At 63.3% G+C, this 20,487-nt stretch carries 18 protein-coding genes; 5 read left to right on the top strand and 13 right to left on the bottom strand.

Translation table 11 applies throughout. The annotated features are described in order from the left end of the window. Window positions 1-158: 158 nt before the first annotated feature. The 7 genes from ACFQS4_RS02510 to ACFQS4_RS02480 form a co-directional block, all read right to left on the bottom strand. A complete protein-coding gene (locus tag ACFQS4_RS02510; protein ID WP_497902137.1) occupies window positions 159-1,223 on the bottom strand; it encodes an ABC transporter ATP-binding protein in 1,065 nt (354 codons plus the stop codon). A gap of 2 nt (window positions 1,224-1,225) precedes the next feature. After that, window positions 1,226-2,389 (bottom strand): FecCD family ABC transporter permease, encoded by a 1,164-nt coding sequence (locus ACFQS4_RS02505; RefSeq protein WP_497902136.1) that lies wholly within the window; start codon window positions 2,387-2,389, stop codon window positions 1,226-1,228. A gap of 1 nt (window position 2,390) precedes the next feature. Next, window positions 2,391-3,581: an ABC transporter substrate-binding protein gene (locus ACFQS4_RS02500; RefSeq protein WP_497902135.1), complete on the bottom strand. Its 1,191-nt coding sequence runs from the start codon at window positions 3,579-3,581 to the stop codon at window positions 2,391-2,393. Between the two features lie 67 nt (window positions 3,582-3,648). Continuing rightward, on the bottom strand, window positions 3,649-4,047 hold the full coding sequence (locus ACFQS4_RS02495) for a cupin domain-containing protein (protein ID WP_497902134.1): 399 nt from the start codon (window positions 4,045-4,047) through the stop codon (window positions 3,649-3,651). Window positions 4,048-4,379: 332 nt separating this feature from the next. After that, complete coding sequence (locus tag ACFQS4_RS02490) at window positions 4,380-4,574, bottom strand: cold-shock protein (RefSeq protein ID WP_252701219.1); 195 nt, start codon at window positions 4,572-4,574, stop codon at window positions 4,380-4,382. A 110-nt stretch (window positions 4,575-4,684) separates the two neighbouring features. After that, entirely contained in the window at window positions 4,685-4,924 is a 240-nt protein-coding gene (locus tag ACFQS4_RS02485; protein ID WP_497902133.1) for a hypothetical protein, read from the bottom strand. Window positions 4,925-5,118: 194 nt separating this feature from the next. Next, on the bottom strand, window positions 5,119-5,892 hold the full coding sequence (locus ACFQS4_RS02480) for a carbonic anhydrase (RefSeq protein ID WP_497902132.1): 774 nt from the start codon (window positions 5,890-5,892) through the stop codon (window positions 5,119-5,121). Window positions 5,893-6,863: 971 nt separating this feature from the next. On the opposite strand from ACFQS4_RS02480, the gene hemL reads away from it, so the two are divergent. Continuing rightward, window positions 6,864-8,210: a glutamate-1-semialdehyde 2,1-aminomutase gene (gene hemL / locus ACFQS4_RS02475; protein ID WP_497902131.1), complete on the top strand. Its 1,347-nt coding sequence runs from the start codon at window positions 6,864-6,866 to the stop codon at window positions 8,208-8,210. A gap of 534 nt (window positions 8,211-8,744) precedes the next feature. Next, entirely contained in the window at window positions 8,745-11,222 is a 2,478-nt protein-coding gene (locus tag ACFQS4_RS02470) for an ATP-dependent DNA helicase (protein WP_497903134.1), read from the top strand. Between the two features lie 176 nt (window positions 11,223-11,398). Here the strand turns inward: ACFQS4_RS02470 and ACFQS4_RS02465 are convergent, their stop codons facing one another. Beyond that, window positions 11,399-12,760, bottom strand: a complete 1,362-nt coding sequence (locus tag ACFQS4_RS02465; RefSeq protein ID WP_497902130.1) for an ABC transporter substrate-binding protein — start codon at window positions 12,758-12,760, stop codon at window positions 11,399-11,401. A gap of 233 nt (window positions 12,761-12,993) precedes the next feature. Continuing rightward, window positions 12,994-13,722, bottom strand: a complete 729-nt coding sequence (locus ACFQS4_RS02460) for a hypothetical protein (protein WP_497902129.1) — start codon at window positions 13,720-13,722, stop codon at window positions 12,994-12,996. A gap of 328 nt (window positions 13,723-14,050) precedes the next feature. Between ACFQS4_RS02460 and ACFQS4_RS02455 the strand changes: the two genes are divergently transcribed. Continuing rightward, the gene (locus tag ACFQS4_RS02455; RefSeq protein WP_497902128.1) at window positions 14,051-14,599 is read left to right on the top strand and encodes a DUF5518 domain-containing protein; all 549 of its coding nucleotides are present in this window, start codon (window positions 14,051-14,053) and stop codon (window positions 14,597-14,599) included. A gap of 28 nt (window positions 14,600-14,627) precedes the next feature. Here ACFQS4_RS02455 and ACFQS4_RS02450 read toward each other — a convergent pair whose 3' ends face one another. Next, window positions 14,628-15,941 carry an ABC transporter permease gene (locus ACFQS4_RS02450; protein ID WP_497902127.1) on the bottom strand — a complete coding sequence of 438 codons (1,314 nt, stop codon included), beginning with the start codon at window positions 15,939-15,941 and terminating at the stop codon, window positions 14,628-14,630. After that, window positions 15,941-16,858, bottom strand: a complete 918-nt coding sequence (locus tag ACFQS4_RS02445) for an ABC transporter ATP-binding protein (RefSeq protein ID WP_497902126.1) — start codon at window positions 16,856-16,858, stop codon at window positions 15,941-15,943. Before ACFQS4_RS02445 ends, ACFQS4_RS02450 begins: the two co-directional genes overlap by 1 nt. Window positions 16,859-17,015: 157 nt before the next feature. Between ACFQS4_RS02445 and rpiA the strand changes: the two genes are divergently transcribed. Further along, window positions 17,016-17,729 (top strand): ribose-5-phosphate isomerase RpiA, encoded by a 714-nt coding sequence (gene rpiA, locus ACFQS4_RS02440; RefSeq protein ID WP_497902125.1) that lies wholly within the window; start codon window positions 17,016-17,018, stop codon window positions 17,727-17,729. A 98-nt stretch (window positions 17,730-17,827) separates the two neighbouring features. Here the strand turns inward: rpiA and ACFQS4_RS02435 are convergent, their stop codons facing one another. Next, the gene (locus ACFQS4_RS02435) at window positions 17,828-18,256 is read right to left on the bottom strand and encodes a hypothetical protein (RefSeq protein ID WP_497902124.1); all 429 of its coding nucleotides are present in this window, start codon (window positions 18,254-18,256) and stop codon (window positions 17,828-17,830) included. A gap of 294 nt (window positions 18,257-18,550) precedes the next feature. Between ACFQS4_RS02435 and fni the strand changes: the two genes are divergently transcribed. Then, on the top strand, window positions 18,551-19,618 hold the full coding sequence (fni, locus tag ACFQS4_RS02430; RefSeq protein ID WP_497902123.1) for a type 2 isopentenyl-diphosphate Delta-isomerase: 1,068 nt from the start codon (window positions 18,551-18,553) through the stop codon (window positions 19,616-19,618). A 53-nt stretch (window positions 19,619-19,671) separates the two neighbouring features. Here the strand turns inward: fni and ACFQS4_RS02425 are convergent, their stop codons facing one another. Then, on the bottom strand, window positions 19,672-20,391 hold the full coding sequence (locus ACFQS4_RS02425; protein ID WP_497902122.1) for a DUF547 domain-containing protein: 720 nt from the start codon (window positions 20,389-20,391) through the stop codon (window positions 19,672-19,674). Window positions 20,392-20,487: the final 96 nt, after the last annotated feature.

Below are 20,487 nucleotides of genomic sequence, written 5' to 3'. Positions count from 1 at the left end.
TAACTCGGTGGAAGCGGTTTTCCAGGGTTTGACGCCATTTGACGGACGTTTTCTCCGATTTGTCCCCATTCAACGCGGCTCGAGTGAGCGTTGCGCGGCCGAAACGTCGAGCGACGAATAGGCCGATCCCGACGACCCTCGAACGCGCTCGCGCGACGTCAGCGGTCGACCGGATGGTGGGGCTGGATGATCGGGCCCTCTTCACCGTAGCCGACGGTCGCGACCACGCCGAAGACCTCCTCGAGCAGGACGTCCGTGACCACCTCGTCCGGCGGCCCCCAGTCGTAGACGCTGCCGTCTTTGAGCGCCACCAGGTTGTCCGCGTAGCGGGCCGCCTGGCCGATGTCGTGCAGGACGACGCCGACCGTCACGTCGCGTTCGGTCGTCAGCGCGTCGACGACCTCGAGCACCCGGAGCTGGTGGTGTAAATCGAGGTAGGTCGTCGGTTCGTCGAGCAAGAGGACGTCGGTCTCCTGGGCTAAGCTCATTGCGATCCAGACCAGTTGTTTCTGACCGCCACTGAGGCTCCCGACGTCTGCCTCGCGGAGGTGATCGACGCCGGCTAAATCGATGGCGCGGTCGACGGCTTCCGCGTCCGCCTCGTCGACCGCGTCGAAGAACCCGCGGTAGGGATAGCGACCGTGATAGACCAGTTCCTCAACGGTGATGCTCCCCGGCGAGTCGTGTTCCTGGGAGAGGAGGCCGACCTGCCGGGCGAACGACTTCTTCCCAAACTCGTCGGTGTCGTCTCCGTCCAGAAGGACGGCTCCCCGGTCGGGTGCCAATTGACGAGCGAGCGACTTCAGGAGCGTCGACTTCCCACTTCCGTTCGGGCCGACCAGCGCCGTCACCTCGCCTGCAGGCAGGTCGATCCGTTCGCACTCGACGACTGGCTCGTCAGTGTCGGGGTAGCCGATCTCGAGGTCCGTGCCGACGAGTTCGCTTCCTGATCGCGTGGGTCGGACGGTGTTCGAGGACGTTCGCGTCGCGTCCAGGGCGCTCGAGCCGTTCGAGCCCGAGGCGTCCGGTTTCGCGTCGGCACCGTCGGTTGTCGAGTCGGTTTCTGGGCTCGAGGTTCGTTCGCGACTCGAGTGTGTGGTTTCGTCGGTGGTGGACGGACTGCCGTCGGTATCCGACTCCGGTGGTTCTGACGGGTCCGGCGATTCCGACGATTTCGTCTCCTCTTCTCGAGCGCTCCCGCGGAGGTTTGGCAGGCGTTTCATGGCTAGAGATCACCCAGGTGTTTGCGTCTGCGCATGAGATACAGGAAGTACGGCCCGCCAATCAGGCCGGTCAGGATACCGACCGGGAGCTGGTTCGTGCTGCCGAAGAGGACAGCCATCCCCAGTCGCGCGCCGACGTCGGCAGTGACCAGCAACGCCGGACCGACGAACAGACAGCCCACGATGAGGCGCTTGTAATCCGAGCCCACGAGCGTTCGTACGGCGTGAGGGACAATGAGTCCGACGAAACCGACGATGCCCGCCGCGGCGATCGACGACGACGCCGCCACGATTGCAATTCCCGAGAGGCCGAATCTGGCGCGCTCGACGGACATTCCGAGCGCGCCAGCGGTTCGTTCTCCCAGCAGGAGGACGTTCAACTGTCTCGCGCCCGCCAGCGCGAGGATCGAGGTAAGGATCGTCCAGGGGAGGACGAGACGGACCTCGTCCCAGTCCGCGCCAGTGAGCGTCCCGGTCGTCCAGGAGATGGCCGTCTGCACGGTCGCCATGTCCTGAGCGAACAGGAGGAGGGCCGTCTGGAGCGAATTGAAGACGGTGCCGACGATCACGCCCGCGAGCACGAGTCGAACGGGGTTAGTTCCGCCCTTCCAGGCGATGGCGTAGACGAGGACAAACGCGATCGCACCGCCGAGAGCCGCGCTAATCGGGAGCAACGCAGCCATTCCCGAGAAGATCACGAGCGTGAGCAAGATCGCCAGTCCGGCGCCCGAGGAGACCCCGAGGATGTACGGACTCGCGAGTTCGTTTCGGGTCACCGCCTGGAAGATCGCGCCAGAAATCGCGAGGTTCGAGCCGACCAGCACCGCGGCGAGTACCCGCGGCAAGCGGCCGTTCCAGACGATCGTCGTGTTCCTCGCCAGGTTGGGGAGTTCGTAACTCTCGGGCACGAACAGCACAGTCCGCATCAGATCCTCGCCGAGGAGGAACGACAGCAACACCCGCTCGTCGTACCAGACGTCGGCGTCGAGGACGGCGTACCACGCCTCCGTGATGGACATCGAGTACACGCCAAAGCTCACCTGGACGAACAGCGAGACGAGCACAACTCCCACGCTCGCGATGGCGACTCCGACCAGTCGAGCGTCTATCCACCCGTAGCTCTCGAGTCGTGCGGACAGTTCCTGTGACGTCCTCGAATCACCCATTTCAGGGCCCGTCGGTGACGATTTCGGCAACTCGCTCGCGGTCGAACAGATCGCCCTCGAACCGGTCGGGGAACAGTTCCAGTGCGGCGCGTTCCGTCGTGAAGAGATTGATGATCGGGCCCTGGTAGAGCGGACCGCCGCGGAAGACGCGCTCGTCCTGGACGGCCGTGAGGTCGCTCGCCATGGGGTGATCCTGCATGAACGCGAGCACGGAGTCCTCGAATTCTTCGGCGGACTTGGCTTCGTGTCCGCGCACGAGGAGCACGTCGGGGTCGACCTCGAGCATCGTCTCGTAGTCGATCTGGCCGCGGTCGTCCGTGCTCAGTCCATCGACGCCGGTTCCCTCCAAGGCGTCCCCGATGCCGAGGTCGCGCCACTGTTTCTTGCTCGTCCCCTCACCGAGCCGGTATGGCGAGAACGCTTCGGGCTCCTCGCCGCCCCAGACGAGCAGGGCGTTCGGGCGCTCGGATTCGGGCGGTAGCTCCGCCTGAACGTCCGAGATGAACTCGTCGTGGAGCGACGCGAACGCCTCGTAGCGCTCCTCGCGCTGGAAGATCTGGGCGACGATCTCGAAGGCCTCGTACAGGGAGTAGTACCGGTAGTCGTGCCACGGGTCGGTCTGTCGGAAGATGACGTTCCCCATGAACGGCGCGATTTCCGTCGAAATCTCGTCCACGTCGGACTGCTCGAGGTTGAACGCGCCGTTTTTGACCAGCCAGTTCGGGTCCATCAGGTGGAGGTCGGCCTCGAGATCGTAGAACACCTCTTTGTCGATGCCGCCCTCGCCGATTAGCTGGACAAGGTCGTCCTTCTCGACGGAGACGCCCTCGAGTTTGTCGTAGTACTGCGTGTGATACCGTGGCGCGTTGCCGACCGAGAGGAGGCCGTCGCCGACGCCGAGGGCGACGCCCATGTCCGCGTACCCGGAGAAGTACGTCGCCCACCGTTCGGGCGGCTCGTCGAACTCGAGGGTGCCGACGGGTTCCATCGTGACTGAATAGGAACCGTTGCCTTCGTTTCCATCGGTGTCGCTCGAGTTCTCGTTCCCCGAGCCGTCGTCGGTGCCGTTCCCGTCGTTCGAATCTGGGTCTCCCTCACCCTCTCGGTCGGTACCGCTCACGCACCCTGCGAGGCCGGCGAGTGCCGCCGTTCCAGTCGCCAGGACTGCCCGTCGCGTCCGATTCGATTTCATACGTTTTAGGCTAGCCTAACAGCGTAAAAGTGCACTGATTTAGGCCGACCGAAATGAGTCGGTTCGCTTACTCGAGGAGTTCGATCTCGTCCTCGCCGTTGGGAACGGCACAGAGGAACGCGCCCGCAGCGTCGGTTTCGTTGCGATACCAGTGGACAGTTCCGGCCGGGATCAGGAGGGAGTCGCCCGCTTCAACGTCGTACTCCTCGTCACCGATCCCGACGACGTACTCGCCTTCGAGGACGTACTGCTCGTGCTCGACGGCGTTCGTGTGCGGCGGAACCTCGGCGCTGGCCTCGAGGGTGAACCGGCGAATCGCGAAGTTCGGGGCCCCGTGTTCGGCCGCGATGAGGACGCCTTTGTTGAGTCCGTCCGCGGCATCGACGGGTTCGTACTCGACGTCGTCGGTACGGCGAATCGTCGGCTCAGGGTCCGGATTCGGTTCGGCGGATTCGGTGTCGTCCATATCGGTCGTGAGCGCGTGAGCGACAAAACGGTTCGGACTCTGTAACCCGGATCAGTTTGGGTACGCTTGTCCGCGTCGGCGAGGGCCCGGCGACGAAGGTTCTCGCGACGAGGGCACCATTTCGTGTCGAGCAAGATTCGTCGTACTCGAGGTTTTTACCCGAGGACCTCTGGGATCGCACCTGAGGACCCGAAGACGTACCCGTGACTCGAGCGTGAATCAGGGACTGGAGACTGGTTAGTGTCGAATCACGAGAGTGAGCGCGAACGGTAGCGTCGTCACTCGCGAGCGAAAAATATAGTTCAAAAGCGATACCTCAGTGAATTCCCGATTTACAGGCGCTCGACGTTCGTCGCGCGCGGGCCCTTGGGGGCCTGCTCGATGTCGAACTCGATTTCCTGGCCTTCTTCCAGGTCAGGGCCGCCAACGTCTTCCATGTGGAAGAAAACGTCGTCGTCCGCGTCCTCAGTCTCGATGAATCCGTAGCCGCCAGTGTCGTTGAAGAAATCAACGGTTCCTTTCGCCATTGCTTCTAAAGAGAGTCGGGGAAGACGGATAACCGTTCCGATGTAGCCTCCAGCCGGAATGGGTGGCTGAAAGACCTCGAGAGACACTCTGGCGGCGTCTCGACTCGTGGCTACTCCTGGTCCTCGAGTCGCTGGGCGAAGATCGAGACGAAAAAGACCAGCATGAACATGGAGAACCCTGCGATGATTCCGAGGAAGCCGCCCTGGGTGAGGTCTACCGAGCTAGTCAGCGAGACGGCGACGAACGCGGCGACGAAGATGGCGATCGTGAGGAACCCGATAGCGTAGTAGAAGTTGGTGTCGTTCTCGAGGAAACCCCACAGCGAGTCCCAGATCGGGGGTTGTGGCATACTCGAGCGTTCGAACGCGAGGACGAATAACGTTCGGTCCGCGGTTCACTTCGCCTCGAGATTCGGCCCGCGGATCGCTTCACCTCGAGACGAAACCTACCGCGTGACACATCACTTCCGAGTACGGAATCGTTGATGGCCGTCGGAACGTGGGTGAGAAGGATCGTCGTCCGTATCGACGGCGGCTATCGTGGTCAGTAGAGCAGGCTCGAGACGCTATCGGCGTACGTATCGGGAAGGTCCATCGCGATGGCTCGCGGGTCGGTTTCGCCGTCGAGGTTGACCAGGTACGCTCGCCCCGGTTCGGATCCGTAGGTTTCGTGGAAATCGTAGACGAAGCCGTAGCAGGAGACTGAGGACGGAATCGATTCCGCCATTCGAAGGTACGAGACCTGTCGGTGGACGTTGTACTCGACGAGCTGGTCGATAATTCCGGTGTCGGCGTCGGCATCAACGTCATCGTCGGATCCAATATCGGTATCTACCAGTTCGCTCTCGAGACCCGACTCGACGACGGGAACGAGCGCCTCGACCCATTTGGTGACCCCGCGTGGGCCCGGGGGTTCCTCGTCACCCGACGCAACCTCGTAGGCAGCCGTGACGGCACCACAGCCGGTGTGACCGACGACGGCGACCGCCTCCGTGTCGGTGTAGTGAATCGGGTACAGAACGCTCCCGTCGACGAATCGCTCGCCGTCCTCGACGTCCCAGATCTGGTTTCCAATCGTACTCGGCGTGAAGATGGCTCCAGGACGGTCGATCGACCACATGCCTTCCTGTGAAACCCGCGAATCCGAACAGCACATGGTGACGACGTCGGGGTGTTGTTCGTCTCGAACGGCGTCGAAGTAGCCGTCGGCGAGGGAATCGACGTGTCGTTCGTTCCCTTCGAGGAGATTGAAGAGGACGGTTGCGTGATCGTCTCGAGCGTCCGTTGAGTCGGAGTCGGAGTCAGAGTCGGATGTCATGGGAATCGTCCGGAGTTTCACGTAAACGAACGACGAGAACTGTATAATTGTGTTGGGGATTCCGGTCATGGAGCGATTGGCCGTCGTCGCCTCGAGCCAGTGGTGACGACCGGCTGTCGCTTCAAGTGGTCAGTGAAGGTCTCGATATTGAACGCAGAGCGCTGGAGAAGTCGAAAGCGGAGGGTGAGGCGAGCCAAGGGCAGAGAGTGAGAGGAGCCGAGGCAGGAGTAGGAGAAGGATTGGAAAGAACGGGGTGTGGTAGAGGACGAAGGTTTGGCAGAGGGGGAATCGGACGATGTCGGGAGTCCCAACGAGACTGGAGATTGAAAGAGAGATTTGTGAGTGAAAACCACGTTCCATGAGGTACGATAACACGATCTCTCGGAGAGGGATTTGGAGGGGACCCCCCACCCCTTTGTTTCAGGTGGAGAGCGAAAAGGAGGGGTGGGGTGGGAGGGGTTTCTAGGACGGGAAGGTTTAAGATACCTCCCGATAAATTAGTCCGCAGCACTAGCAAATAACGCATCTTACTAGGTGGGTTGGTTTTTGTTACTAGACTCTACTAGAAACGCCGTTCTAGACGGCTTGAGTTACTAGACCGCCTGTTCTCTCCGAATTCACGACTCTCACGGCTTCTCCTGCCGTCTCGAGCAGAAATCGTCCCCACTCGATCGCCGATCCGGCTCTCCCGGCCCACGAAACCCACCACCCCTCTGACCGTCTCCACCCGAAACGAAGGGGTGGGGGTGTTCTAACCCCGGCAAACACCTCAGAATAATTCACTTAATCATCTTCCCTTTAACATCAATCATCTAATAGGAACCGACGTAGGACCAAACACCCCTTCGTTTCGACTCGAGAATCACTACGCTTTCAGGCACGATCCAAACGCCAACACACCAGTCTCCGATCGTGACGGAACCAGACCTCGGTACATCTTTGCCGTCCGCGACCAAAGCGCCGACCATACCATGAACGACGAACGCTCACGCGCGCTGTACGACCGGGCGCTGTCCGTCATGCCCGGCGGCGTCAACTCCGCCGTCCGGGCGGCCATCGAGCCGTATCCCTTTTTCGTCCGGAAGGGCGACGGCGGCCACGTCGTCGACGCCGACGGCAATCGACTCGTCGACTGGGTCATGGGACTCGGGCCCCTGCTCCTCGGACACGACCTCCCCGAACCCGTCCAGGCGGCGGTCCAGCGAGCCGCTAGCGAGGGTCCGATGTACGGTACACCGACCGAACTCGAGGTCGACCTCGCCGAGTTCGTCGTCCGGCACGTCCCGAGTGTCGAGAAGATCCGGTTCGTCAACTCCGGGACGGAAGCGACCGTCTCGGCCGTCCGCCTCGCCCGCGGAACGACCGGTCGAAACAAGATCGTCATCATGCAGGGCGGCTACCACGGCGCCCAGGAGTCGACGCTGGTCGAGGGCGACGCCGACCATCCCGCTCCCTCCTCTGCCGGCATCCCGCAGGCGTTCGCCGAGCACACCCTTCCCGTCCCGTTCAACGACGAAGCGGCCGTCCGCGAGGTCTTCCAGGAACACGGAGGCGACATCGCTGGCGTCCTCGTCGAACCGATCCTCGCCAACTACGGCATCGTCCACCCCGTCGACGGCTACCTCGAGACCCTTCGTGAGCTCACCGACAATCACGACTCGCTCCTGATCTTCGACGAGGTCATCACCGGCTTTCGCGTCGGCGGGCTAGGCTGTGCGCAGAGTCACTTCGGCATCACGCCCGACCTCACCACCTTCGGCAAGATCATCGGCGGCGGGTTTCCCGTCGGCGCCATCGGTGGCCGCGCCGAGTTGATCGAGGGATTCGCACCTACCGGGGACGTCTTCCAGGCCGGAACCTTCTCCGGCCACCCCGTGACGATGGCCGCCGGACTCGAGACGCTCACGTTCGCGGCCGAAAACGACGTCTACGACCACGTCAACGGGCTCGGGGAGATGCTCCGGGCCGGTCTCACCGACGTCCTCGCGGACCAGACGCCGAACTACACCGTGGTCGGAACCGACAGCATGTTCAAAGTAATCTTTACGCGCGAGGGCCCCTCCCGGGACGAACTCGAGGGCCAGTGTGAAGCCGGCTGTCGCCAGAATCCCGACTGTCCGCGCTACGAGTACTGTCCGAAGAACGCAGCCGACGTCAAGCGAGCCGAAACCGAACGCTGGCGGCGGATCTTCTGGGGCGAGATGCGTGACCAGGGCATCTTTCTCTCCCAGAACCAGTTCGAGAGCCAGTTCGTCAGTTACGGCCACACCGAGGAAGACGTCGAGCGAACACTCGAGGCGTACAAGCACGCGCTCTGATTGTGCCCGCGCCTCGAGTCGCCGGCTGCTCGTCATTTCACTCTGTGAACGTGGACGTTCGTCGTCTTACTCTGTGAACCTGGACACAGTCGTTTCACTGTGTGAAAGTTATCCAAAGGTTTACGTTTCGAGCCATCGCCTCTTCGAGTGGCCACTGGGGGGTGGCCACCTGGGAATACAGGGTCGCGGCTGGTCGTTCCGATGGCCGGCCCGTGTCTTTTGTGGTGCGTTACAGTGGTGGTTTCCGAATCGTCAGGTGGTGTTCTAGCGAGCCTCGCGTTTCAGCGCAGTCTCGCTTTCCAGCGCTGCTTTGCATACCAGCACCGCCTCGCGTTCCAGTCGAGACGACGGCCCACCAGGGCTCAACCTACGAGTCGATTCGACTGCAAACTCGCGTGACGACGATTCATCTCGTCGCTACCGACCGACGATTCGTTTTTCGACTGCAAACGCCGCTGCCGATCCTTTATATACGATGCCGCGGCCAGATCAGTCCGTCAACCCTATGCACGACCGACGATGAGTACGGAGGAGATGACGGACTGGCGCCCAGTGTTCGGCCACGACGAACCCTACGACGAGCAAGTCGACGGGATCGAGACGGCCATCGAAACCGCTACTGAGGGCGGGTACACGGTCATCGAAGGAGCCTGCGGGACCGGCAAGACGATGATCGCACTCACGGCGGGCATCGACCTCGTTCGTGACCCCGACAGCCAGTACGAACGGGTGTTCGTCCTCACGAGCGTCAAACAGCAACTGCGCCAGTTCGAGACGGACCTCGAGACGATCAACGAGAACCTGCCCACCGACTGGAACCCGATTTCTGGACTCACGCTCGTCGGCAAGGCCGACGTCTGCCCGTACAACCGCGAAAACGCAGGCGGAATCAGTGACGACAACGTCTACGACCGATGCGAGACCCTCCGCGATCGCACGCGCGACCTCACCGGCGAGGGTGGCTCGACGACGGCCGGTGCGCTTGCCGCCCAGGCCCGAAGCCAGCAGATTGGCCTGGCCGATAGCGGTCGCGGGAGCCGGCACGGGCGCAGCAGTTCCAGTGGAACCGAAGGGGGTGTCGATGGCAGAAACGGCGGCGCAGGAACGAGCGGATCGTCCGTCAGCCACGCCGGCGCGCGCTATCTCGAGACGGCGGGCGAACCGACGCCGTACCCACCGGAGATGCCGGAGTACAACACCGGCGGCCCCGCGGGAAGCGAGGTCGAGTACTGTCCGTTCTACGCCCAGTATCTCGAGGACCTGCCGGAGGAGGGAAGCGACGCCGATCCAGTCGAAGCGGCTCCCTTCGACGTGACCGAAACCGGGCTGCTCACGCCTGAAGATCTCGTCGCTGGGTCGGTTCGACACGGCACTTGCCCGCACTCGGTGATGGGGGCCGTACTGGGCCATGTGGAGGTCGTCATCGGCAACTACTACCACGCCTTTGACCCGACGACGACCGCCGCGTTCACCGGCGCCCTACTCGACGAATCGACGTTCGTCGTCTGCGACGAAGCACACATGCTCGAGCCCCGGGTTCGCGATCTGGTGAGCGACATGGTCGCAGACACCACGCTTCGGGACGCCGAAACCGAACTCTCGCGGGTGCTCCAGCCGGTTCGATTCGACCAGGAGGGTCGCCAGGCCCAGGGTGGCTCGAAGACAGCCGACGCGGACCTCGTTCGCGCCGAACTGAACGACACCGACGTCTCGATCGAGGAACTCGAGCGCACCCTCGAGTTCGTCCAGGACCTCCGCGGGGAACTCGACCGTCGAGTTCGTGCCCACTTGGAGCGGACAAATCGAGCCTGGCAGTCGGATCTGACGTCCCTCGAGGACGACGAAATCCCGCTCCGCGACCCGACGATGCCGGCCGAGGACGAGATTTCCGAGTGGGCGGCCGAGGCGGGGTACAGCGACGCGATCTGGGTGCGAGCCGAGTCGGTCGGCGCGGTCGTCGAGCGGATTCTCAACGAGGCCGAGGACGAGGAGAAGACCCGGGCCTCGCCCGCCGTCGGCCGCTTGCTCGGGGAGTGGTACCGTCGCGATCACACGACGAACTTCCGAGAAATCGAACTCGAGCGAACCTGGGACGAGATGGAGCCGGCCGACTCCTGGCGGCGAGCGTACACGGCTCGACTCGCCCTGCACAGCTGCGTTCCCAGTGACGCTATCGGGTCGCGACTGTCGGCGTTCGGCGGCGGGATCTTGATGAGCGCGACTCTCGAGCCGATGGACGCCTTCCGGGAGGTCACGGGTCTCGAATACCTCGCGCGCGAGGAAGGGCGTCCGGTCGTCGAACGGCAGTACGGCCTGCACTTCCCCGAGGCTAATCGCGAGAGCTTCGCGGTGTCGGTGCCGAAGTTCACCTACGACAACCGGGGGCCGCCTGGCGAGGAGACGCCGACGCGAACCGCGTACGCGGACGCGCTGGCACAGGTCGCCCGACTTCCGGGGAACGTCCTCGTCGGAATGCCGAGTTATGGCGAGGCGGAGTGGGCCGCGTCGGTCCTCGAGGCGCGTCCAGGAGTCGACAAGTCCGTCTTGCTCGATGCCTCGAGCAGCGACGACGCCACTGAATCGCTGAAAGACGAGTTCTTCGCGGGTGGGGGTAAGATACTCGTCACGAGCCTCCGTGGGACCCTGACGGAGGGCGTCGATTACAGCGGGGATCGCCTCGCAGCGGCGGTCATCTGCGGCGTTCCGATCGTCAATACGGCGAGTCCGCGGACGAAGGCGATTCGACGAGCCTACGACGACGCGTTCGGCGACGGGTTCACCTACGCGCTGACGGTCCCGGCGGTTCGGAAGGCCAGGCAGGCGATCGGTCGGGTGATCCGCTCGCCCGAGGACATTGGTGTCCGCATCCTGCTCGACGAACGGTACGCTCGCGACAGCTGGGATTCGGTTCGTCAGTTCCTTCCGGACGACGACGAGTTTCAGCCGGTCAGTCCCGACATGCTCGAGTTCGGCCTCGAGCGATTTCGCGAGCGGCTCGAGTCGAGCCAGTAAGGCATTCCAATTTTCGCGGCAAGATGTTCTCGAGTTCTCGCCGCGTCGCCTCTGACTTCCCGCCGCGACGCCCCGAGCTCCTGTCGCGACGCCCCAACTTCTCGTCGAAACGTCTCAAACTTCTCGCTACAGGAAATTCCGCGCAGCGCCCGCTTCAGCGCTCTTCCGGGGTGTTATCAGTAATCGAACTCCTCCTCCCAGGCACCGCGCCACGCTGGGAGGTCGTCCCGGCGGGTTTCGTACGAAAACGTCACGACGGACGGCGGATCCTCGGCGTAGTCGGCGTAGACGTCGAACTCTTCGGGAAACTCGAGTTCGGCGATCGGGCGCACCGGGTACTGCCCGAGGCGTGGAGCGAGTCCGGCCTGAATCTCCGGCGAGAGCGCGAACTCGAGGAACGTGTAGGCCAGGTCGACGTTGATCGCGTTTTCGAAGATGGCCATCTGGAGGGGTTCGGCGTAGGCCTCCCCGTCGAGGTACGTGATCTGGTACTGATCGGGGTCGCCGCCGACGTCGGCCGTTTCGTCGGTCGCTTCGCCGTCTGAGTCGTCCCCCGAGTCGTCGTCTGCGCTCGAGTCCTCGCCGTTGGAACCGCCGCCGTCCGAATCCGACTCGTCGTCTGCACCCGAATCGGTGGAATCGTCGCCATCGGCCCCAGTTCCGTCGGTCGCATTGTCCGGGCCATCAGTTTCGTTTTGCTCGCTCCCCCGCGTCTCGTCGGTATCTGACGTCACTGCCCGATCGATCGCCACGAGCGCATCCGCCGCGTAGGCGACGGTCATCGGTCGAGCGCGCTCGGCGTACGCCAGCAGCGTCTCGACCCAGGTGTCGTAGACGTCGAGTCCGTTGTCCTCGAGCTCGGCCCAGACAGTCAGCGCGTCGTCTGGACCGGCGGATTCGAACAGCCAGTCGAGGAAGGCGCCGCCGCGACCGCGGGATGGCGTCGGGGTGAGCAGCGAGTCGGCGTAGGCCGATTCGCCGAGTTCCTCGAGTCTGGTCGGTGGGTCGATACGCGTTTCATCGACCATCAGACAGGAGTACTGCGTACTGACCGGGACGATACGTTCGTCTGGATCCTCGAGGTCGAGTTCGTCGACGACACCGTCGAGCGTCTCGATTCGATCCCGGTTGAGTTCGCGAAATAGGCCACCCTCCTCGAGGTCGTGGTCGACGGTCGCGAGGTCGGCTGCCGAGAGGCCGACGTAGGCATCGACGTCCGGGAGAAATCCGCGTTGCTCGCGTTCGACGTAGTGACCGATGCCGGATTCGGGAATAACCCAGTTGACTTCGACGTTGTCGAACGTCTCCTCGAACTGGGTTTTGAGCCAGGCTGAGGCGGGATTCTCGCCGTGGGCGAACGCGTCCGTCGTCGCGACTCGAAGGACGCCTTCGTCCTCGGGTTCGGCCGGTTCGTCGTCGCCGTTTGGCTCCTGTGGCTCTGGTTCCGATTCGCGGGTGGCACAGCCCGCGAGCGACGTCAGGGCGAGCGTCGTGGATCCGGTTGCGACGCGAAGGTACGACCGTCGATCCAGTCCCATCGTGCGAGATATCGACGCGCTGGTGCATAAGTCCGATGTCAGCGCGTTCAAAGGTTTTTGCTCGAGATTGCGTCACTTCTCGATCCCTCGAGATTGAGTCCTTTGGCTTTGTTAAAACATTCATTGCTTACAATTCTCAGCGGTCTTGCTGAATACATAGAATGAGTTCAGTACAGCGACTTCGGTTATTTCACGATGAAATCAGTGAACTATCCGCTCACTACACGTGTTGATCAAAAGCATTCGAGGAGGTCGCCGTCTTCGACTGGATCGGGCGTCTCTTTTACGACCGCTCTCTCATCGCCGAAATACCGTTCATGGAGGCGGACGACTCCGGTCTCATCGACCCCGTAGACTGCCTCGTCGCTGAAATTATCATCACCGACGAAATTCCCGTCGTGTGATCTGTAATTTACGGGTGGAGCGAAACGGATGCCGATGACCGTAATCTCATCGTAGAGCTCAAGAACTCGTGTCGGATCTCCCCAATTGTCAAGGGTCTCTGCTCCAGCACCAATTGCTCGTTTCCCGTACTCCGACACGGCCTTATTTTGCTGGTAGGCGTCTTCGTACTCGTACACGTACTCTATCAGCGATTCTTCGTCGAACGTACTCGGTGGCTCCGGATACGGCTTGATACCCACGCTGTGTAACTCGTCGATTTCACCGTTCGGCTTCTCTAACTCGAACGTCTCACAAACATCCCCGGTAGGTTCGGGGCGATCCGCGTTCGCACAATTGCGACGTCCGGCGATCGAGTCTGGACCGGGAAACGGGCCGTTGGTATGGTCATCTACCCACTCCGCTTTCGACGTACAGCCCGGGATAACGTTCTCATCAGTGGAGTTTTTATCGTCAAAATTGGCTGAATTTTCACGCTGTGGATTGAGGTTGGCGATGCAGCCACCCGTCTCGAGGAGGACACTCACAGCACCCGCAACGAGAAGTTCCCGACGATTCATACTGTATTGTCTGTCAGTACAATAAGGTGTCTTAAATAGGTACTCCAACTTCAAGGAGTGATTTGAGCCACAACTATTCGATACCTATCTCACCTATACTGGCCGTTCGCTACCCTCGTAAATCGGCCTTTGACTCGTGCGACATTCGCGCCATGTATGCAGCACGTCGTTTGCATCAACCGCCGAGGATTTCAACTGAGCTAGTCGGGTCTCTACCCTTGAGCGTCGCCTCGTTTCTCGAGGACCGACGCTCACCACGAGTGTCAGATATGAGATACCTATCTCGGGGGGCACGGTATTTTTCCAATTCGGCGTCCTACATTGGCGTATGGTCCGCTCGTCGACGCCAGTTCACGCCGTCATCGGAGCGATCGTCGGGGTCGTTCTCTCGTTTCTCCCGTTTTCGACCGTCCTGGGCGGTGCAGCGTCCGGATTCCTCGAAGGCCGCGACGCTCGTAGGGGGACCGTTTCGGGTGCGCTCGCGGGGGCGATCATGACTGTACCGATTGCCGGCGTACTCTTCCTGTTCCTCGGTCTGTTCGGCTTCGGTGCCGCCCTTAGTGGATTCCCCGTAGAGGGGTTCGCTCTGGTACTGTTCTTCGTCCTTGCGTTCGGCGTCGCCACCTGTCTCTACACCATTGGCGGCGCGGCCGTCGGCGGTTTCGTCGGGTCGATGCTCGCTGCCGAATACCCGGACGAACGGCGTCGACTCCAGCGATCACTCGGACTCACGCCGACGAGCAGTGCGGACGACACTTCTCGCGGACCGGATCGTCGAGAACTCGATTCAGAACGCAATTTAGAATACGAATCGGAAGGCCGACGAACGGACCTCGAGCCAGAATCGAATCGGCGACACGAGCGAGACCGCCGATAGTTCCGGTCCGATTGGCCGAGACCGACGCTCACTCGTATCGAAGCGCGTCGATCGGATCTGTCCTCGCGGCTCGCCAGGCCGGATACAACCCGGACAGGACGCCGACCAGGATGCCGGCAACGATGGCGAGGGCGACGTACTCGAGTGGGTACACCAGCGGGATGTCGATGTAGCTGGCACCGATGGCCGCAACGGCCAGTCCGAGGGCGGTTCCCAGTATCGCGCCGATCACGCCGAGGATCACGGCCTCCGTGAGGAACAGTCCGAGAACGTCCCGGTTCTGCGCGCCAACGGCTTTCATAATTCCGATCTCGCGGGTTCGCTCGGTGACCGACACGAGCATGATGTTCGCGATACCGATCGAACCGACGACGAGCGAGATGGCGGCGATGCCGACGATGAAGCTCTGAAGGATGTCCAGGATGTCCTCGAGTTGCTGGAGTAACTGGGTGCTGGTCTGGAGGGTGACGGCGACGTCATCGCCGAGGAACTCGCTTGCGTCGGATTCCTCGCTCTTGAAGTACGCAGTTGCAGCGTCTCGAGCGGCGTCGACGTCGCCCTCGTCGGCGCTGGGGGCCTCAACGATGATGGCGAGGTAGCGGACGTCGGTTTCCGAACTGGCCTCGTCGTTTTCCGATTCGCTATCGTCGTTCCCCTCACCCGAACCGCCGCCTCCGCCCGCCGGACCGACCGCCTGCTCGAGGTAGAACGGATCCATCGGGACGTACATTCGTGGCGCCGCGTCGAACCCCTCGAACGGGCTCAGCCCCTCCGAGGTGTCGGTGATCCCGACGACGGTAACGGTCTCGGTTCCGCCGGTAGCGATCCGGACCTCGAGTTCGTCGCCAACGCTGACGTTCTCCTCGAACTGCTCGGCGGCTGCGGGGTTGATGACGGCCTCGCGCTCGCCCATCTCGAACTGGCGTCCCTCGCGCAGGGAGGACTCGCGAACGTAGGACGGGCCGGCGGCGATCAGGCCGTTGCTCTGTAACCGGGTCTCACCCGCGTGGGTCACCGACTGGGCGTCGATGGTCGCATAGCCGTAAGCGGCGTCGACGGCCTCGAGTTCCTCGACGGCCTCGAGGTCGTCCTGACTGAAGACGAACTGGGCGCCGGCGAGCGGACCGCCCTCGGTATCCGGGTCGGCCGCCCAGCCGTAGAGGTTCCGCTGGTCGTCGGGGCTGATGTCGCCGATGATGCCGGCCTGCAGGCTCGCGCCGAGGGCGACGAAGGCGATGACGGCGGCGACGCCGATGATCACTCCGAGCGTCGTCAGCGCCGACCGAAGTCGGTGGCCACGAATCGACCGCCAGGAGAGCCGGAGCGACTCGAGTGGGTTCATCAGCGCTCCTCCTCGCTCGTGGTGGGGTCGTCTTGGCTCGCGGTGGGGTCATTATCGCTCGCGGCGGGGTCGTCATCGCCGGAGGACAGATCGTCGTTCGAGGACACACCATCAATCGAGGGTCGATTAGCAGTCTTTTCATTCGCAACTTCGCTCCGAACACCCTCAGCAGACCCCTTCGTTTCCACTCGAGAATCGCCACCGGGGGACGCCTTGTCATCCCCACCTTCCAGTAGTTCGATTCGCTCGACGCTTCCGTCCAGCAGGTGGACGATGCGTTCGGCGCGTTCGGCGACGTGGCGCTCGTGCGTGACGACGATGAGCGTCGTCCCGGCGTCGTGGAACTCCTCGAAGAGGTCGAGCACGTCCGCTTCCGTCTCGGTGTCAAGGTTGCCGGAGGGTTCGTCGGCGAGCACGATCGCCGGATCGTTCACCAGCGCGCGGGCGAGGGCGACCCGCTGGCGCTGGCCGCCCGATAACTCGTTCGGGAGGTGATCGAGTCGGTCGCCGAGTCCGACGCGCTCGAGCAGATCCTGCGCGCGGTCGTGGCGCTCCGTCCGACCGACGCTGCGGAACAACTGGGGGAGGGCCACGTTCTCGAGGGCGTTCAACCGCGGCATCAGGTTGAACGTCTGGAAGACGAATCCGACCCTGGTTCCCCGCAGGCGGGTACGTTCGCGTTCCGAGAGCGTCGAAATATCTTCCCCGTCGACGGCGACGGTGCCCGACGTGGGGGTATCGAGACAGCCGACGAGGTTCATCAGCGTCGATTTCCCCGATCCGCTCGGGCCCATGATGGCCGTGTACGACCCGCGCGGGATCGACAGCGAGACGCCGTCGAGGGCGTGTACCGGCTCGCCGACGCGGTACGTCTTCCGCACGTCGGTCATCGTCACGGCGTCGTCGCTCGGTCCCATCGTCCCTCTACAAGGCTCGCTCGAGCCAAAAACTTTGGCGGGGTGGGGTCGAATCGCCGCAATCGCCGACCGAGTTGGTCTCGACTCGTCTCGATCAGCCGACCGAGGGTCGACCTCGAGGGCTACGTTTTTCCCGTCGCCGCCCGCTCGTGACGGTATGAGCGCGAAATCGTCGGGCGGCGCCGACGCCCACAAGCGCCGTGCGGGGGAACGAGCAACCGAGGAGGTCGAAGACGGGATGGTCGTCGGCCTCGGCACCGGGTCGACGACCGCCTACGCCATCGAGGCACTCGGCCGTGCAGTCGCGGACGGCCTCGAGATTCGGGGAATCGCGACCTCCTTTCAGTCCAGGCGACTGGCCCTCGACGTCGGTATCCCGCTGACGGATCTCGACGCCGTCGACGGGATCGACCTGGCTATCGACGGGGCCGACCAGGTCGTCGACGACCCCGACTCCCCTGCCCACGGGGCGCTGATCAAAGGTGGCGGCGCGGCCCACGCCCGCGAAAAACTCGTCGCCGTCGCGGCCGACCGGTTCGTCGTCGTCGCGGATTCCTCGAAACTCGTCCCCGCGCTCGAGGCGCCGGTTCCAGTCGAAGTGCTCCCCGCGGCCCACGCAGTCGTCGCGGGCCGCATCGAGGACCTGGACGGCGATCCGACCCTCCGTATGGCGACGCATAAGGACGGCCCCGTGGTCACCGATAACGGGAACCTCGTTCTTGACTGCGCATTTGGTTCGATCGACGACCCGGCCGCCCTCGGCAACGACCTCGCGTCGATTCCCGCCGTCCTCGAGCACGGCCTGTTCGTCGATTTCGCGAACGCGACGTACGTCGGAACCGACGACGGACTCGAAGTGCGGTCGTACTAGCTCGAAGCCGGGTACGTCGAGACGCGTGTCCTGCGTATCGGATCCTGCGTATCGCGTCTTGTTTATCACGTTCTGCGTACCGTCGACGGGAACAGACACTACTCCAGGCGAGTATTCTCCTCTGACCGTGAGTCCTCAGCGGGTGCCGATACACGCCCGGCGACCGTGCCGAGGACGACGTAGCAGAGACCGATCGCTCGAGTCAACGGAACCACCCACGGTTTCAACTCGAGGGCGTCCGGATTCTGGTAGGCGAGTTCGAGCGCCGTTCGAACGAATCGCTCCGGGGCCAGGAGGGCTGGTACGCCGAGGACGGCGAGAGCCGGTCCGACGGACGGCGCGCGTTCTCGTTCACGGAGGGCGAGCCACGCGAACAGCACGCCCTCGAGCCGAGCCATCGGTATGGTCCACGTGCGCAACTCGCCGGCGTCCGGGTTCTCGAACGCTCTTCGTTCTCCCCAGGCGATGATCCGGTCGGGAAACAGGGTTTCGACGACGCTGAATCCGAGGACGATTGCTCGCCACATAGAGATGCCTTCGCCGGACAGCCACAAAAATCCTGAAACGGTCGGACGCCTTTCCGTTGAACTGGTGAGATTCCACCCCCGCCTCGTCGTCGCTCGAGTGGGTCGCGAACGGCTCGGAGCGGCCCTGAACGATTCCGACACCACGCGAGCGGCCCACAGTTGGGCCACGTCACAATTGGTCCAGCGACGGTGGCGATTAGGCGGTACCCGGCGATAGCAATGGGTAGGCGACCGACCGTCGCGAATGGACACCTTTTCAATACCGCCGGCGAACGACACAGCAGAGACGAAGCGATGCCCGAGACATCCGACCGCAAAGACGACCACATCCGCATTATAGAAGAAGAAGACGTCGAGACCTCGGGGACCGGATTCGAGGATATCGAACTCGTCCACGAGGCGCTGCCGGAGATCCACCGGGACGAGATCGATACGAGCGTGGACCTGTTCGGCCACGAACTCGCGGCCCCCATCGTCATCGAGAGCATGACCGGCGGCCACCCCAACACCACGAAGATCAACCGATCGCTCGCCGCCGCGGCCCAGGAGACGGGCGTCGCGATGGGCGTCGGCAGCCAGCGCGCCGGCCTCGAACTCGACGATCCGGACCTCCTCGAGTCCTACACCGTGGTCAGGGAGGCCGGCCCCGACGCCTTCCTCTACGGCAACGTCGGCGCCGCCCAGTTGCTCGAGTACGACGTGAGCGACGTCGAGCGCGCCGTGGAGATGATCGACGCGGACGCGATGGCGATCCACCTCAACTTCCTCCAGGAGGCGGTCCAGCCCGAGGGCGACGTCGACGCCCGTGGCTGTCTCGAGGCCATCGAAACGGTCGCGAGCGAGCTCTCGGTGCCGGTAATCGTCAAGGAGACGGGCAACGGCATCGCACGGGGCACCGCCGAGCGACTGACGGCGGCGGGCGTCGACGCCATCGACGTCGCCGGAAAGGGCGGGACGACGTGGTCGGGCATCGAGTCCTACCGGGCTGCCGCCGTCGGCGCGACCCGCCAGGAACACGTCGGGCGACGCTTCCGGGCCTGGGGCGTCCCGACCGCCGTGAGCACGCTCGAGGCCGCGAGCGTCCACGACACCGTGATCGCCAGCGGCGGCGTCCGCTCGGGACTCGACGTGGCGAAGACCATCGCCCTCGGTGCGCAAGCTGGCGGTCTCGCCAAGCCGTTCCTCTCGCCGGCGGGGCAGGGAACCGAGGCGGTCGTCGACCTCCTCGAGACCCTCCGCGTCGAACTCGAGACGGCGATGTTCGTCACGGGGTCGGAATCGGTAGCGGACCTCCAGCGGGCCGAGTACGTATTGCTCGGGCGAACGAAGGAGTACCTCGAGGGTCGAGGGCACGGGAACTGACGGCTTTCGGAGAATCGAGACCCTCGAGATCGCCGGGCTGGCGGCGATCCGAGCTATTTCTGTCGGTAGTCCCCCAGATCCATCGACCAGTCGTACTCGTCGTACTGCAACGTCGGCGTCACGCCGGGCGGAATCACGTCGTAGCGCTCGAGGAACGACCGAATCCCGCTCGAGCCGCCGAAATCACCGCGGTACCAGAGGAAGACGCGCGGCACGCGGGCAACGCGCTCTCGTGGCTGGTAGCTCACGTTCTCCTCGAGGAACCAGTCGGTCGCCGTCTCGAGTTCCGTCTCGACGTCGGCAGGGCTGTAGACGGCCACCGGCGGACAGCTTTCGGTGCCGCAGTTCAGCGCGAAGTGGATCCGGGGATCGACTGATTCGAGCCGAAACTGGCGCTCGAAGGCCGTCGGGAACGGTCGCGGCAGGTACCCCATCCCCCAGGGGTGTCTCGAGCCACGAAGGAGTCCGTGCTGGATGTCGTTGAGACTCAGCCAGACGCCGGCGATCGGAACGCGATCCCTGGCGAAGAACTTCCAGCGGTCGAGCACACCACCTTCGAGCAGCGTGGGATCGTCCTCGAGGAGGATCTGCACGTACGCGTTGTAGCAGTTGAGCCAGAAGGCGAGTTTCTCCGCGCGGCCGCCGAGCGCCCGGTCGAGTCGCGTCCGCTCGAGCGTGGCGAGATGGTCGCGGAGGGCGCCCCGCTCCCCGTCCGTCTTGACCGTGTAGAGGAGGTCGGCCGAGATCGAGAGCGGGTCGAGCTGGGTCGACATACGTGATCTCTCGTGAACCACGGCCTTGAACCCGTGTGACGAGCGACGAGACAGTCGAGACGTACGAACCGTTTACGCCGGCCAATCCCATGTTTC

This window comes from Saliphagus sp. GCM10025317 (assembly GCF_042663665.1).
Lineage (GTDB): Archaea > Halobacteriota > Halobacteria > Halobacteriales > Natrialbaceae > Natronosalvus.
This window is presented reverse-complemented; position numbering and strand designations above follow the sequence as displayed.

What these genes read in the sequence shown, in the direction of transcription:
- ACFQS4_RS02505 (WP_497902136.1), bottom strand. Translation starts at nt 2,389, where the DNA reads ATGGGTGATTCGAGGACGTCACAGGAACTGTCCGCACGACTCGAGAGC.
- ACFQS4_RS02455 (WP_497902128.1), top strand. Translation starts at nt 14,051, where the DNA reads ATGGTCCGCTCGTCGACGCCAGTTCACGCCGTCATCGGAGCGATCGTC.
- ACFQS4_RS02485 (WP_497902133.1), bottom strand. Translation starts at nt 4,924, where the DNA reads ATGCCACAACCCCCGATCTGGGACTCGCTGTGGGGTTTCCTCGAGAAC.
- ACFQS4_RS02435 (WP_497902124.1), bottom strand. Translation starts at nt 18,256, where the DNA reads ATGTGGCGAGCAATCGTCCTCGGATTCAGCGTCGTCGAAACCCTGTTT.
- ACFQS4_RS02465 (WP_497902130.1), bottom strand. Translation starts at nt 12,760, where the DNA reads ATGGGACTGGATCGACGGTCGTACCTTCGCGTCGCAACCGGATCCACG.
- ACFQS4_RS02500 (WP_497902135.1), bottom strand. Translation starts at nt 3,581, where the DNA reads ATGAAATCGAATCGGACGCGACGGGCAGTCCTGGCGACTGGAACGGCG.
- ACFQS4_RS02470 (WP_497903134.1), top strand. Translation starts at nt 8,745, where the DNA reads ATGACGGACTGGCGCCCAGTGTTCGGCCACGACGAACCCTACGACGAG.
- ACFQS4_RS02510 (WP_497902137.1), bottom strand. Translation starts at nt 1,223, where the DNA reads ATGAAACGCCTGCCAAACCTCCGCGGGAGCGCTCGAGAAGAGGAGACG.
- ACFQS4_RS02490 (WP_252701219.1), bottom strand. Translation starts at nt 4,574, where the DNA reads ATGGCGAAAGGAACCGTTGATTTCTTCAACGACACTGGCGGCTACGGA.
- ACFQS4_RS02450 (WP_497902127.1), bottom strand. Translation starts at nt 15,941, where the DNA reads ATGAACCCACTCGAGTCGCTCCGGCTCTCCTGGCGGTCGATTCGTGGC.
- ACFQS4_RS02445 (WP_497902126.1), bottom strand. Translation starts at nt 16,858, where the DNA reads ATGGGACCGAGCGACGACGCCGTGACGATGACCGACGTGCGGAAGACG.
- fni (WP_497902123.1), top strand. Translation starts at nt 18,551, where the DNA reads ATGCCCGAGACATCCGACCGCAAAGACGACCACATCCGCATTATAGAA.
- hemL (WP_497902131.1), top strand. Translation starts at nt 6,864, where the DNA reads ATGAACGACGAACGCTCACGCGCGCTGTACGACCGGGCGCTGTCCGTC.
- ACFQS4_RS02480 (WP_497902132.1), bottom strand. Translation starts at nt 5,892, where the DNA reads ATGACATCCGACTCTGACTCCGACTCCGACTCAACGGACGCTCGAGAC.
- ACFQS4_RS02460 (WP_497902129.1), bottom strand. Translation starts at nt 13,722, where the DNA reads ATGAATCGTCGGGAACTTCTCGTTGCGGGTGCTGTGAGTGTCCTCCTC.
- rpiA (WP_497902125.1), top strand. Translation starts at nt 17,016, where the DNA reads ATGAGCGCGAAATCGTCGGGCGGCGCCGACGCCCACAAGCGCCGTGCG.
- ACFQS4_RS02495 (WP_497902134.1), bottom strand. Translation starts at nt 4,047, where the DNA reads ATGGACGACACCGAATCCGCCGAACCGAATCCGGACCCTGAGCCGACG.
- ACFQS4_RS02425 (WP_497902122.1), bottom strand. Translation starts at nt 20,391, where the DNA reads ATGTCGACCCAGCTCGACCCGCTCTCGATCTCGGCCGACCTCCTCTAC.